Source organism: Neobacillus oceani, from assembly GCF_046237595.1.
Lineage (GTDB): Bacteria > Bacillota > Bacilli > Bacillales > Cytobacillaceae > Bacillus_D > Bacillus_D oceani.
In genome coordinates this window covers 2,363,341-2,376,275 of record NZ_CP143543.1, presented here as the reverse complement: position 1 = coordinate 2,376,275, position 12,935 = coordinate 2,363,341, and the positions used below count along the sequence as shown (strand labels likewise).

Below are 12,935 nucleotides of genomic sequence, written 5' to 3'. Positions count from 1 at the left end.
TAACCTAAAATTCTGGGTCACAAATCAACTGCCAATGGCGAGGATAATTTATTCTTTTTGATGAATAAAGCCAAAAACGCCGGCATGAGATGTGCCGGCGTTCGTGGTATTATCCTGCCTGTTCTGTAGCAAAATCGTATTCGCTGGCAATCGTTTCAATGATTTGGCGGACGGGAAGGATGTCCGTAATTTCTCCTACGCGCGCCCCAGCGAAAACAAGTCCCATATCCACATCGCCATTCAGCGAGCGAACGAGTGAATCCATCGTGCAGAAACGGTATGTGCAGCTTTTTAGGCAATCCAGGCATTTTGCGACCTTGAATTTCCCGTCATCCTTAATAATGTCTGTAAAAGCATTGCGGATCGCCCTGCCCTCAAGGCCGACTGTTGTTTTAACAAGGATAAGGTCTTCCTTTGTCGCTTCAACATATTTCTTTTTAAACGCAAGCGGCGCATCGCATTCTTCGCTCGCGACAAAACGGGTTCCCATTTGCACGCCTGATGCGCCGAGACTGAACGCCTTGGCCACATCCTCTCCGGTTAAAATGCCGCCTGCCGCGATAACCGGTATGTTCACCGCTTCAACGACCTCAGGCAGAATATCAAACATCGGACGGTCGGTGCCAAGGTGGCCACCCGCTTCAAACCCTTCCACTACTACCGCGGCGGCGCCCAACCGTTCCGACAGCCTTGCAAGTTTGGCGGTCGATACAATGGAAAGTACAGGGATGCCCGCTGCTTTCCCCCAAGCATACATATCACGTGAAATGCCTGCGCCCGAAATAATGAAGTCAACTTTTTCTTCCAATGCGGCCTTCATTTTTTCGGCAAAATCATTCACTGCAAAGAGGACATTGACGCCAATATAACCGTTTCCGTTCGAAAGTTCGCGAGCCCGTCTGATATGTAAACGCAATTCGTCAATCGTAATCCCGGTTCCGGAAATGATCCCAATCCCTCCTGATGATGCTACGGCGGACGCTAGGCCGCTAAGCGAAATACCAACCCCCATTCCGCCTTGAAAGATTGGGTATTTTGGAGCGATATCCCCGATTTTTAATTGTGGCATCTTCAACGTGAATTCCTCATTTCTTTATCGACTATTCATTCTTCCCAATTTTAAACCTGAACAGAAGAATTTTCCGTGATTTTTATCACCAGTTACTAATAGCTGATGATATTTTTACGGCGGAAATGCGTGTTGTTTCGATTTAAAGCCCGAACAGCGGGATGGAACAGGTCATTCGGTCGTTAAAAGAGGATTTAACGCCCGAACGTCAGTGTGGATCGGGTCATTCGGGCTTTAAAAGAAGATTTAACGCCCGAACAGCGGTGTGGAGCCGATCAGATCATTCAGGCGTTAAAAGAGGATTTAAAGCCCGAACAGCAGTGCGTAGCCGTTCATTCGGGCTATAAATGAAGATTTAACGCTGAATTTTATAATATGTGGTTTATTTTGGTAATTCATTTTTTGGTTTTTTCCGTTTATTCTTTTTAGTACGAGGTATATAGATAATGCAAGACCAAAACAACACAGGAGGGACTGGTTAAATTGCAATACGCAATGGTAACAGCGACTCAGTTTTTTGGGCTTGCAAGTGGTGAAGGAACATTTGCAGAGCTGTCGAAAGGCACGCTCGTCTATAATCGATATATTTAAGATCGATTCGACCCCGTGCAATTCGTAACTTCGCTAAAGTCTGGTAAGTCCTGATATTTCGGGACAAATGGTATGGTAGGTCCTGCTTGAACGGGACAGAAAAAAGGCGCGAACATTTATGTTTGCGCCTTTTTTCGTTGGCGGAAATTCATAACCCCATAATGCCCGTAAATTTTCCCATTTTAGTTGATAACATTTTAATGGAATCACTCGAGGCCAACTATTTCATCTCTCCACTCGTATTTATTTCGTTTCCCTAAAAACATTTTCCGCGCGTAGTCTATTTACTTCTCCTCGAAACCAGTCCTAAAGTCTTCGTTTTTTTTAAAAGCCATCCGTCTTTCGCATTGATTTTTTACGTTATTATTCAATTCGTGTGTTTTATATGGGTGAAATTTGATTAGAAAGTCTCGTTCAAATTAGCGAATTATTCTGATATATTAGAATAGTAAATTCTTAAAGGAGTGGTGATAGTTGTTAAAAGTTCTTTCTAAATCTGCAATTGCGCTTGTTTTAGCCGGAAGCATCGGCTTTGCCGGCGTACAAACCCAGGCTGGGCCTGAAGCAAAAGCGAAGGCGTCTTATGACCTAAGCCTTGCGAATTATATTAGTGCCGCTCCTGAATTGGCCGACAAGGCTAAAGAGCTTGGCATCGACCTTTCCAAAGCTGATCCTGCCGAAAAATTCGCAGATAAAACTGGCGCCAAGTTCAAGCAGGCAGGCAACAATCATGTTGCCTACAAAAAAGCGTCTGGAGATATTCCGGTGCTCGTACTCCTAGCCAAATATCCGGATGGAGATGAACCGGTCGGGGACATGCCTGGACAAGTACCGGCACATTATTACGAGGATCTAATTTTTGGTACGGAATACAATCCTTATGAATTACCGCAATTCAAGCAGTATGCGGAAGTCAACGGGGTCAAGGCGCCGACTGACAGAACAATGCAAAATGCGTATAAAGAGTCCTCTTATGGCAAAACCAATCTTGTCCACCTTGAGGATGCCCACTTTGAATGGGTTGAAATGCCAAAGGGTGCTTCCTACTATCTTGATCAGGAAGGAAAATATGCCGAAAATGGTACATATGTGCTCGGAAACGTGAACGGTGATGCGCACACGGGTGAATTCGTCCGCGACCTGCTGAAGGCAGCTGATGACCAAATCGACTTTTCAAAGTATGCCGATGAAAACGGCGAAGTGCCGAATGTGTTCATCGTCCATGAAGGAACCGGCGCGGAATTCAGCCGAGACCCTGCTCAATGGTGGTCCCACAAATGGAACTTGCTGAGCGCTCTTTATTACGGAAAATACTATGAAACTGGCAAACCTGCTGATGTCCATGCTGGCATGAAGCAGTCCGACTGGATGAACAAAACGATTGCTAAAGACATGACTTACGATGGCGTGATTGTAAACAACTACAACATGCAGCCTGGAATTGGCGGAAACGTTGCGGGTTATGATGCAGCAACTGACACCTATAAAGAAGAATTAATATCTGGCCCATTCCCTGCCCAAACAGGAGTTTATGCCCATGAGTTCGGCCATGCGCTAGGTTTGCCGGATTTCTATGACACAGTTTATTCTTCTGAAGGTGTAGGAAACTATTCGATGATGGCCGGCGGTTCCTGGATGCGTTTCCCTGATGCCGCTCCATTCTCAGGCAACTCGCCTACCCATTTCGACCCGTTCTCAAAGATCTTCCTTGGATGGGTTGAACCAGTTGAGGTAAAACCTCAGGATGGCGTGAAAACAATTACCCTTCCTCCAGTCAATGCCGCAAACGCAAAAAATGCAATTGTGAAAATGGAGGTTCCGGGCTCGAATGGAACAGAGTATTTCCTATTTGAAAACGTCCAGCAGCAGGGCTTTAACCAAGGCTTAATCCGCCAGGGCAAAGATTCCAAAGGCCTCTTGGCATGGCATGTTGACGAAAATGTCATCAGCCTGTATCAAACGGCCGGGTTCCGCCCTAACAATGTGGAAAACTGGATGAACAAGCGATTCCAGTACAACCAATCCCAGACGGCCAGCGATGGCACTGTCGTTACCCATTACGGCCTATCTGTCCTCCAAAAGGACGGCCTATATGAGCTAGAGAAGAACATGAACCGCGGAAATGCCGGCGACTTCTTCAAGTCGGGCAACAAGCTGACCCCGGTTAGCGGGAATGTCCATACTGGTTCCTATTACTTCTGGAAAGGCTACAGCGACACGCCAGCAGATTCCGGAATCCATGTAACGGACATTAAGGAAAACAAGGACGGTTCCATCACAGCCAAGTTCTTCTATAATTTCAACAGCTCCAAAAAGTAATATCAACGAAGCCGGGCCCGATTTTTGGGACCCGGTTTTTTTACAAAAATAAAGGTCCATCGTTTTCGGTAAAACCTAGTTGTGGCCATTCAATACGATCCTGTGCACGCACCTTCGCTATTAATAGTTCCCCCCTCCCCGCCGGACTCCAGCACATCCCAGCAGAATAGTTCGATATCTTGTAAGCCCCGTCACAGTCTTATATAATAGTAGATAGTATAGGATGAAAGTGGGAAGAAAATGCCGACACCGAGCATGGAAGATTATATTGAACAAATTTATTTGCTAATTGAACAAAAAGGCTATGCCCGGGTTTCGGATATTGCTGTCAATTTATCTGTCCAGCCTTCCGCTGTTACAAAAATGGTCCAAAAGCTCGATAAGGATGACTATCTTGTTTATGAAAAATACCGCGGGCTGGCGCTGACTCCTAAAGGACGTAAAATCGGCAAGCGCCTTGTTTACCGGCATGATTTGCTTGAGCAATTTTTAACCCTCATTGGCGTAGATGAGGAAAATATATACGAAGATGTAGAAGGAATCGAGCATCATTTAAGCTGGAATGCAATCGACCGGATTGGCGACCTAGTCCAGCTTCTCCAGGACGATCCAACCCTTACAGACAGGCTGAAAGAACTTCAGGAAAAAAACGAACTTTAAAAAAGGAAGCATCCGTTGTAGCGGACGCTTCCTTTCTTTCAAATTTAAAGATTTTTATATGCTCCTTCTAAAAAGGTATCAACATCACCTTTTCGACTTCCGGTACCCTGCCTTCCGGGCATCAGTTTCCTTGCAAAACCAGACAATTTCCTTAATGTTCGATTCATAATAAGCGCCGCCGGGAACATGATAAATTTTTGAGTTTGCATTCCCCTTTACTTTTCCTTCACATTTTTCCTGGATTTTGTATGCTTCCCCGCGGTTTGTTCCCTTACCCGAGATGTCCGACTGGTATCCTTCTTCTGTCGCATAATTTTCAATGGACCAAATACCAACGGCTTTCTTTTTCGCCTGATCCTGTATTTTATAAAAACGGTCTACATATTTTGTATTTGGCGGATACACATACGCTACCCGGGCAAGGCCTTTTTCAAGCAGGAGTTCATTGAACATTTTGCCGTCCACATACACATAGGCAAGGAGCCTTCCATATTTGTCCCTTCCCCAGTTAATTCCTGGCTCAACCTCGATTTCCTTTCCTTTATGGAGAACTTTTTTTGCGAAATCTGATGCTTCCGGCCCGAACGGCTGGACACCGACGCGGGGATGCTGCGTTTCCGGCGTGTCCACGCAAAGAAGCCGCACCGTTTCTTCCGTTCCTTTCAGCGAAATGACAATTGTGTCCCCGTCTATGTTTCTAATTACCTTTGCTTTATAAAGACCTTTAGCCGATTTTATTTTGGCTGGAACTTTTCCTGTTTCAGTGCCCTCGGTTTTCAAAGAAAGAGAGCATCCTGTCGCGACCAATAAAGACAACAATGCCACAAAAAGCCATTTCCAACCTTTTGATGCCATAATCCCTCCACCTTCTTCTAAGAAACACCTATTTCGCTTTTGAAAGGCTGCTCTTTTTACCCTATTAGCATGACGCAATCTATTCTTCATTGTGGTAAAATTCAGGAAAAGGTGCGTCCGATATTTTTGAAGACGATCCACTATGTTTTTACGTACCACTTTTCTTTCAATATACCATACTCTTTTACGGAGGATGTTATGAACCGGCTAACCAATCACCTTATCGTTCTATCATTTGATTGCCTTTCTTCACTCGATGTCCCGGCGCTGTTAAAACTTCCAAATTTCAAGTCATTCATTGACGGTAGCTCATATTGTACCAATGTCCAAACCATTTATCCGTCTGTTACGTATCCTTCCCATACTTCAATTATTACGGGTAACTACCCGAGTATGCATGGCGTCGTGAACAACACCTTCATTCAGCCGGGAAGGACTTCCCCCGACTGGTACTGGCATCGGCGCACAATTAACGGGACAACACTGTATGATGAAGCGAAAAAAGCCGGGATGAAAACAGCCGCTCTCCTTTGGCCCGTAACTGCCAAAGCGAAAATCGACTACAATATGCCAGAGATTTTCGCAAACAGGCCTTGGCAAAATCAAGTGATGGTCTCCCTTTTTAACGGCTCTCCCCTTTATCAACTGGAAATGGAAGCCCGTTTCGGTAAAATCCGCCGAGGAATCAGGCAACCAGAGCTTGACGACTTTGTCCTTGAATCCACTATTTATACAATCAAGGCTAAAAAGCCTGGGTTAATGCTCGTCCATTTTGTTGACCTAGATTCACAGCGCCATCATCACGGCTTTTCATCAAAAGAAGCGAATGCCGCGCTAAAACGCCATGACAAAAGGCTTGGAAGGGTGTTACGGGCTATCAAGGAAGCGGGATTGTCCGATTCCTCTACGGTCGTTATACTAGGTGACCACAGCGCTCTGGATGTATCGAAAGCGATAAAGATGAATGTGCTTTTAAAGGAAAAGGGTTTGATCAAAACAGACATAACCGGAAAAATAACCGGCTGGAAAGCTTACTGCAAAAGCTGTGACGGTTCCGCCTATTTGTATGTAAATAACCCAGCGGATACCGAAACGAAGAGAGCAGTTAAAAACCTGATTGACTTCATCCTTTCCGATAAACGGAACGGAATTGAAAAAGTCTACTCTAGCCATGAAGTTAAGCGAATGGGTGCTGACGAAAACGCTGATTTCATGCTGGAGGCAATAAAAGGGTTTTATTTTGAGGATAATCACGAAGGAATGTTCCTTGAGGATGTCACCAAAGAGTCTGTTTTGAATAAAAACTTTTCGTTTTCGTGCCACGGCTATTCTCCGTTCAAGGAAAACTACAGCACAGTCTTTTTTGCTAAGGGCAAGGGAGTCCTTGATGGGGTCCGCATTCCTTCGATGAAGCTTATTGACGAGGGGCCAACGTTTGCAAGGCTGTTAGGCGTAAGCCTCGGCGATACGGATGGCCGGATTTTGGAAGAAATACTTGAATTGGCACCTGGCAACGTTAAACATAATAAATCATTTATCAATTCCTGAGCTTTAAAGGCTTCGTTATAACGCCGGCCGTTATGGCCTTGACCGCTGGATCGTTCCGTTCATCTGCAAAACAGTTGCCAAGTAAAAGAATCGCCAATCACACTGCATAAAAATTTCAGGAAGTGTCAATAATAGGAAAAACCCCTTCTCAGGAAACGCCCAACTCCCCCGGGCCGTTTTCTGAAGGGGTTTCTTTGTATATTTTTAAAGTGAATAAGGCTCCAGTCAACCCTTCTATCATTACTATCCTTTATCCCCTACTCCTCTATTTCCTTCTTAAGGTGCGACCTCGTCATGGCCGGCAAGACGATCATAGTAGAAGTCCCGACTCCTACCTTACTTGAAAAAATGAGTTTTCCATTGTGGCTTTCAATGATTTTGAAACAGGTCATAAGCCCGAGCCCAGTCCCCTTTTCCTTAGTCGTGTAAAATGGCTCTCCAATCGTTTTCATTCTTTCCTCCGGGATTCCGACTCCTTCATCCACTATTTTTACAAACACTTCCTCCGGCTGGGATTTCTGGACACTGATATAAATATTTCCGCCTTCAGGCATGGCTTCAATAGAATTTTTTAAAAGATTGATAAAGACCTGCTTTAATTGATTCTCTTCGCAAATGATAGGTGGAATGTTTGGCCCTACAGCGGTTGTGATTAGAACATTATTCAAAGCGGTTTGCGTATTAATTAACGTGACAACGTCCCGTAAAATCTGGACGAGATTGCCTTCCCGAAAAACAGCGGCTGTCGGTTTTGCAAGCAAAAGAAATTCGCTGACGATGCTGTTTATTCTATCCAGTTCCGTAAGCACGATATCGTAATATTCTTTTTTATCGTTTTCGGCTTTGAAAAGCTGAATGAACCCTTTAATAGAAGTTAACGGATTCCGGATTTCATGTGCGATTCCGGCTGCCATTTGGCCAAGGAGAGCAAGCTTTTCTGATTTCTGTAGGAGCCGGTCTGTCTCCTTCTTGCGGTTCGTAATATCTTTCCCAAGTGTTAAATGGCAATCCTTTCCCCCATATGTTATCGCCATTGAGGACGCTTCAAAAAAGAAGGATTCCCCGTCCAGCCGCTTTACCTTGTATTCCATGATAGAGAGTGGCCTTTGTTCCTGCTCGGCGAGGTTGATTCTTTCTTTTACTCGGTCAATATATTGGGAATCGGTGTATTCAAAAATATTCAGGCCAATGAGTTGCCGCTTATTTTCAGCCCGCATCATTTTAACCGCTGCCTCATTGACATAAAGGACCTGATAACCCCTGTGGATGATGACGGCTTCCGGCAACGATTCGATTAAACGCTTGTAACTGTCCTCGCTCTCCTGAGTTTTTTTCACATAATAAGACCGCCTGTCGTATTGCCACCCAACAACAAACGCCATCACAAGGAAGAAAAGGGTGTGGAGCCTGAAAAAATCTTCCCCATAGTAAAACTTATCAAACAATAGCAAACCAAGCGACAGGATCACCATCGTTATCCGTCCGACAATCTTCATGAAAGCACCCCGCCATGAAAGGTTAAACAACGTATAAAGGTTTAATTAAGAGGGCCAATTTTAAAAAGCGTTAGGTCTTCCCCCTTTACATTCGACAATATGGACGGGAATCCTCTAAATTTTTCAGAAAATGGTAAAAAATAGAGAAACAATTTTCTGATTGTTGATAGAATTCGTTTCATGTGGGGATTTTTTAAAAAGGAAAGGGCCAACATCCGGAGTCAGTTCCGGATGATGACCCTTGTTCCATTTGGGACGAGTGATGCAAGTTCGAGAACATCCTTATTGTGCATCCTCACGCAGCCATGTGAGACAGCCTTCCCTATCGAAGAAGGCCGGTTTGTGCCATGAATTCCATACCCCGCCCGCGATAACGACAGCCACATGACGCCGAACGGGCCGCCCGGATTTGGCTGTCTGTTTACAATGACAAACTCCCCTGTCGGCGTTGCAGTCAGCATTTTCCCGACCGCTATCGGATAAACTTTCACGAACCTTCCGTCTTTAAAGAGGGCCAGAGTCCTCTTTTTTACCGAAATATCAATATGGTAAGGAGTCGAATTGGGATTTGGCAGGCTTGGAATCGTGATCCTTTGTCCAGGCTTAACTGCCGTGACTCCTGGATTGGCCCTTTGGAGCCTGCGGAGGCTGACTCTGTAGTTCATCGCAATGATAGCAAGCGTTTCGCCCGGTTTAACTATATGCACCATTTGTTTCACGCCTTTTTTTCATATCCTATTCATGTATACCCGGGCAGTTGCCTGCTCTACGCTATGTCCCAAGGATCATATGGCTTGGAAATACATTAAAAATAGCACCGTTTTCCTTATAAAAAAGGGCTATTTCAATAGCGTGGAGGCGACTGATTAATGGTACTAATGCAGAAGAAAAAAATATATACAACGTTAAAAAGACATGAGTTCAACAATAAGTGGAAATTGCAATTACAATCAAGGCTGCCATTACGAGCAGAATTAAAATGGTTCCCCATTTTGCAAGCCTATAGGCTCTGGACCTTTTCGATACGGCTTCATCTCTTTCCATTCAGGTGCAAATAGAATAATTGAATGTTACTCATCATTTACTGGAAAAGCGCCTTGTCTGAGAGGTCTGCCACCTTTTTTAGTTTAAGAAAATAGGATTCAAGATAATATATACCCGTAAGAAAAATAAACGCAAAGAGGATTTCAGCTAAATATGTCACCCTCCCTTTCTTCTATATTAAGTACAACTAATATTGAGTAAATTTTGTTAATCCAGGGTGAAGAATTTAACATTTGCCGTCTACTATTGTAAAGAATTGTTAATTTAACTGTTTTAAAGTTCTTTCTACTGTATGATAGGCCTGTAAGTCAATCTCGCAACTATTAAGGAGGCAAAGGAAAATGATGAAAGATATAAAAGGAATGAAAAAAGGGCTATTAGCGTTCTTGGCAGCTTTCATGTTAACGGGTATTGCCACAGGTTGCAGCAATGATGATACAGAATCAGAAGATCCTGACACTGAAGAATCCGGAAACGAAGAAGATTCGGAGGAATAAGTTTACAGTAATCAGACCCCTGCCAATCGGCAGGGGTCTATTTTTTCAAGACTATGTTGATTTCCGCTCTAATCTTCAAAGTATCAACAATTTGTTGCGTTAACAAAACCTTTTTCCAAAGGGGAAGAAATTTTTACTGTTTTATATAACCCATCCCTAATCTATCGTTGGCATCTTCATACTTTACCTTGACATCTCCAAGCCAGCCCAAATCACTGCCCTCCATCCACTTTAGCAATCTTGCAAATTAATATCATTCACAAGCCTGCGGAAAATTTGCTGTACGCCACCTTATTTTATAGTCCTTCCTTAAGTCCAATGCTGCCCGGATTCTTTTTCAATAAAGGCAGCAGGACGATAATACCAATAATGAGAAGAATCGCCGATGTTTCGTAGATGTAAACGATTGATAAATGTGTCTTTAGCCAGCCTGCAATCGACATTGTCAGGACCGTAGCACCCATGAAAATCGGATTTAATAATCCATTCACTCTTCCAATGAACGATTCCTCTGTGTTTTGCAAAATCATTGTGTTGATTCCTATTTGAATGCATGGCATGAATAAACCTGAAAAAAACTGTGCTGCAAGGGTCAGCCAGAGTGCTGTCGATATGCCCATTCCAATGAAACCAACGGCACTTGCTGCCATCCCTATGGCAAGAAGAACCTGTGGCTGTATCTTTCGGGCAATTGCTACTGTGATGCCTCCACCAAGAATCATACCGACTCCAAATGCAGCCATCAGCCATTGTAAATTTTCTTTAGGAAGCCCAAGCCTCTCCGTGATCAGGAATACACCCAGCGGCTGCGTCAAACCGATAGCCAGCCCTGATACAGCAAAACAACCACCAAGCAAGGTTAAGGCCTTGCGTTTCCAAACATAACGGAAACCTGCCTTCATTTCGTCTACCAATGTAGTCTTCTGCTTTTCTTCTGTTAAAGCCGGATCCGCCGGAAGCATTAGCAGGACAGCTGCCGAGCAAATAAACGCAACCCCCATGATGGCAATCGCTGCCAGGATCCCAAAATGCTGATAGACAAATGTGCCCAAAACCGGTCCCAAAATTAAAAAGAAAGCAAAAAGGGTTTGGTACATGGACATCCCCATCTGGACAAGTTCTGCAGGAACATGCAGTTTAAACAACTTCATGCCGGACGGCTGTGAAAATTGTGAAAGGATTGAAGATACCAACGTTGCAAAGAAAACCACTTTCCAACTGCCAAAAAACAACGTCAGCATCACGATAAATACAGACACTGCACTTAATATGTCACACCAAATCATGGTCTTCTTTGGCCGCCACCTGTCGGCAAATGTTCCGCCTATGATTGAAAATAAAAAGATTGGTGCAAACTCAGCAACTGAAATAAGCGATACCGCAATCGGGTCGCTATCGGTCTTTTCAATTACAAATAAAAGAATGGAATAGTTCCTAACCCAAATTCCAATTTGCAAGAACAGCATAGACATCAATATTGTCCTAATTACCTGGTTACGGAACAATGCCCCCATTCCCAGTTTTTCATTTCCAGTTATCTCGGACATAAAAAATCCCCCTATCCCTTTCTGGACAGAAGGCTATCATTTGGGCAAAAAGAAAATAGGGTCCCCCCGCAATTCTATTTCACCTAAAGGCAATACCTATCCCATCCAGAAAAATGTGTTTGTCTCAAATTTAACTGCGAGCGTTTTTCTGAAATAGGATTATATCATCATCGCCCCAGGCCACCCTTTCTCGCTTTAGTATCAACATATTACCTTTTTATCCCTTAAATATCAATAGGGCCAATGCTCTTCTGTTTGTTAAATTTTGGTTAAAGACGAGCGGATAAAGTGAATCATCAATCAGGCTTTTACGGGCTGTTTATCCCAGCTTGGATTCATGAGGAGGGGATCTTATTTCCCATTAATGAGGGAAATTCCTTAAGTATAGCAAGTATTATAATGTTTTCACTTTGGCAGTACTGGATTATATAACGTGACAGGACTTGAGGAAATAAATCATGGGAAGAAATTATGCGATTGATTTTGTTGAATTTTTTGGTATTACGGCTGTTGTAATCATCTACACATTTTCTAGCACGACCAACTGGGCTATTTTTTCTTGATAATTTTTCAAGGTTTGAAGTACCATTTTTCTTTACCGCGTCCGGGTTTGTGGTTTTCGGTATGACATACAAAAGATTTCCTTCTGGTGCATGAAACATTTGTTGACTAAAAACAAACAGGCCATAGAGTTATCCATTTTGGCCTGTCTGCGATTACAAATCCTTTTCCCTGCCAGGAGTGGCATTAAAGAGTTTTTTGGATAGGTTTTGTACGGTTAATGTTTTATCTCAGCGGCCGGCCGTCATGAAATACAAAAACCAGACAGCGTGGTTTTGCTCATCAGCGGCAGCGTTCCGGAAAGCCTCCCGAACATCTGGGGATGTTGTTTCCAGCGCTATTCGGTGATAGAAATCAACCGTCTCCTGCTCATCATGGAACGCAAAATCGAGGCCTTCACGATAGGTTGATGGACAGCCTTCGATTGCCTGGACATTTGGCTGCCCTCCGGTCATGCGTGTATAAATCCTGACAAACTCGTTGTAATGCCTCTGCTCATCCTCCCTAATTTCCCTAATTTGCCTGCGTACCCGTTCATTTGGCGCAAGCCTCGCAATCCGCTCATAGCACTGGATTGCGGAATATTCCCCATTGATTGCCCGCAATATATCGGACGCAAGCTTCTCCTGCTGCCTATAAAAATCATTCTCATAATAATTTGGGTACACTCTCATCCCTCCTCCTTCCTTTAATATATGGGCGGACTGGGAAGCTGGTGAGTAATGCTAACATTACGGGGTGGTAATCC

At 43.9% G+C, this 12,935-nt stretch carries 10 protein-coding genes; 4 read left to right on the top strand and 6 right to left on the bottom strand.

The features are described 5' to 3' along the window. Window positions 1-109: 109 nt before the first annotated feature. Window positions 110-1,069, bottom strand: a complete 960-nt coding sequence (locus tag V1499_RS11835; protein WP_409276283.1) for an NAD(P)H-dependent flavin oxidoreductase — start codon at window positions 1,067-1,069, stop codon at window positions 110-112. A 1,065-nt stretch (window positions 1,070-2,134) separates the two neighbouring features. On the opposite strand from V1499_RS11835, the gene V1499_RS11830 reads away from it, so the two are divergent. After that, window positions 2,135-3,979: a M6 family metalloprotease domain-containing protein gene (locus V1499_RS11830; protein WP_409270127.1), complete on the top strand. Its 1,845-nt coding sequence runs from the start codon at window positions 2,135-2,137 to the stop codon at window positions 3,977-3,979. 240 nt (window positions 3,980-4,219) lie between these two features. After that, on the top strand, window positions 4,220-4,639 hold the full coding sequence (gene mntR / locus V1499_RS11825) for a transcriptional regulator MntR (protein ID WP_409270126.1): 420 nt from the start codon (window positions 4,220-4,222) through the stop codon (window positions 4,637-4,639). A gap of 84 nt (window positions 4,640-4,723) precedes the next feature. On the opposite strand, the gene V1499_RS11820 is transcribed toward mntR, so the two are convergent. Then, window positions 4,724-5,494, bottom strand: a complete 771-nt coding sequence (locus V1499_RS11820) for a thermonuclease family protein (RefSeq protein ID WP_409270125.1) — start codon at window positions 5,492-5,494, stop codon at window positions 4,724-4,726. A 198-nt stretch (window positions 5,495-5,692) separates the two neighbouring features. On the opposite strand from V1499_RS11820, the gene V1499_RS11815 reads away from it, so the two are divergent. Beyond that, window positions 5,693-7,042: an alkaline phosphatase family protein gene (locus V1499_RS11815; protein ID WP_409270124.1), complete on the top strand. Its 1,350-nt coding sequence runs from the start codon at window positions 5,693-5,695 to the stop codon at window positions 7,040-7,042. A 257-nt stretch (window positions 7,043-7,299) separates the two neighbouring features. Here V1499_RS11815 and V1499_RS11810 read toward each other — a convergent pair whose 3' ends face one another. Together V1499_RS11810 and V1499_RS11805 are read right to left on the bottom strand one after the other, a co-directional pair. Next, on the bottom strand, window positions 7,300-8,538 hold the full coding sequence (locus V1499_RS11810) for an ATP-binding protein (RefSeq protein WP_409270123.1): 1,239 nt from the start codon (window positions 8,536-8,538) through the stop codon (window positions 7,300-7,302). A gap of 221 nt (window positions 8,539-8,759) precedes the next feature. Further along, window positions 8,760-9,248 carry a L,D-transpeptidase family protein gene (locus tag V1499_RS11805; RefSeq protein ID WP_409270122.1) on the bottom strand — a complete coding sequence of 163 codons (489 nt, stop codon included), beginning with the start codon at window positions 9,246-9,248 and terminating at the stop codon, window positions 8,760-8,762. Window positions 9,249-9,923: 675 nt separating this feature from the next. Between V1499_RS11805 and V1499_RS11800 the strand changes: the two genes are divergently transcribed. Next, window positions 9,924-10,079, top strand: coding sequence for a hypothetical protein (locus V1499_RS11800; RefSeq protein ID WP_409270121.1), 156 nt, complete (start codon window positions 9,924-9,926; stop codon window positions 10,077-10,079). Window positions 10,080-10,375: 296 nt separating this feature from the next. On the opposite strand, the gene V1499_RS11795 is transcribed toward V1499_RS11800, so the two are convergent. Together V1499_RS11795 and V1499_RS11790 are read right to left on the bottom strand one after the other, a co-directional pair. Beyond that, entirely contained in the window at window positions 10,376-11,626 is a 1,251-nt protein-coding gene (locus tag V1499_RS11795) for an MFS transporter (RefSeq protein WP_409270120.1), read from the bottom strand. 791 nt (window positions 11,627-12,417) lie between these two features. After that, window positions 12,418-12,861: a ferritin family protein gene (locus V1499_RS11790; protein WP_409270119.1), complete on the bottom strand. Its 444-nt coding sequence runs from the start codon at window positions 12,859-12,861 to the stop codon at window positions 12,418-12,420. Window positions 12,862-12,935: the final 74 nt, after the last annotated feature.

What these genes read in the sequence shown, in the direction of transcription:
- V1499_RS11835 (WP_409276283.1), bottom strand. Translation starts at nt 1,069, where the DNA reads ATGCCACAATTAAAAATCGGGGATATCGCTCCAAAATACCCAATCTTT.
- mntR (WP_409270126.1), top strand. Translation starts at nt 4,220, where the DNA reads ATGCCGACACCGAGCATGGAAGATTATATTGAACAAATTTATTTGCTA.
- V1499_RS11820 (WP_409270125.1), bottom strand. Translation starts at nt 5,494, where the DNA reads ATGGCATCAAAAGGTTGGAAATGGCTTTTTGTGGCATTGTTGTCTTTA.
- V1499_RS11815 (WP_409270124.1), top strand. Translation starts at nt 5,693, where the DNA reads ATGAACCGGCTAACCAATCACCTTATCGTTCTATCATTTGATTGCCTT.
- V1499_RS11810 (WP_409270123.1), bottom strand. Translation starts at nt 8,538, where the DNA reads ATGAAGATTGTCGGACGGATAACGATGGTGATCCTGTCGCTTGGTTTG.
- V1499_RS11805 (WP_409270122.1), bottom strand. Translation starts at nt 9,248, where the DNA reads ATGGTGCATATAGTTAAACCGGGCGAAACGCTTGCTATCATTGCGATG.
- V1499_RS11800 (WP_409270121.1), top strand. Translation starts at nt 9,924, where the DNA reads ATGATGAAAGATATAAAAGGAATGAAAAAAGGGCTATTAGCGTTCTTG.
- V1499_RS11795 (WP_409270120.1), bottom strand. Translation starts at nt 11,626, where the DNA reads ATGTCCGAGATAACTGGAAATGAAAAACTGGGAATGGGGGCATTGTTC.
- V1499_RS11790 (WP_409270119.1), bottom strand. Translation starts at nt 12,861, where the DNA reads ATGAGAGTGTACCCAAATTATTATGAGAATGATTTTTATAGGCAGCAG.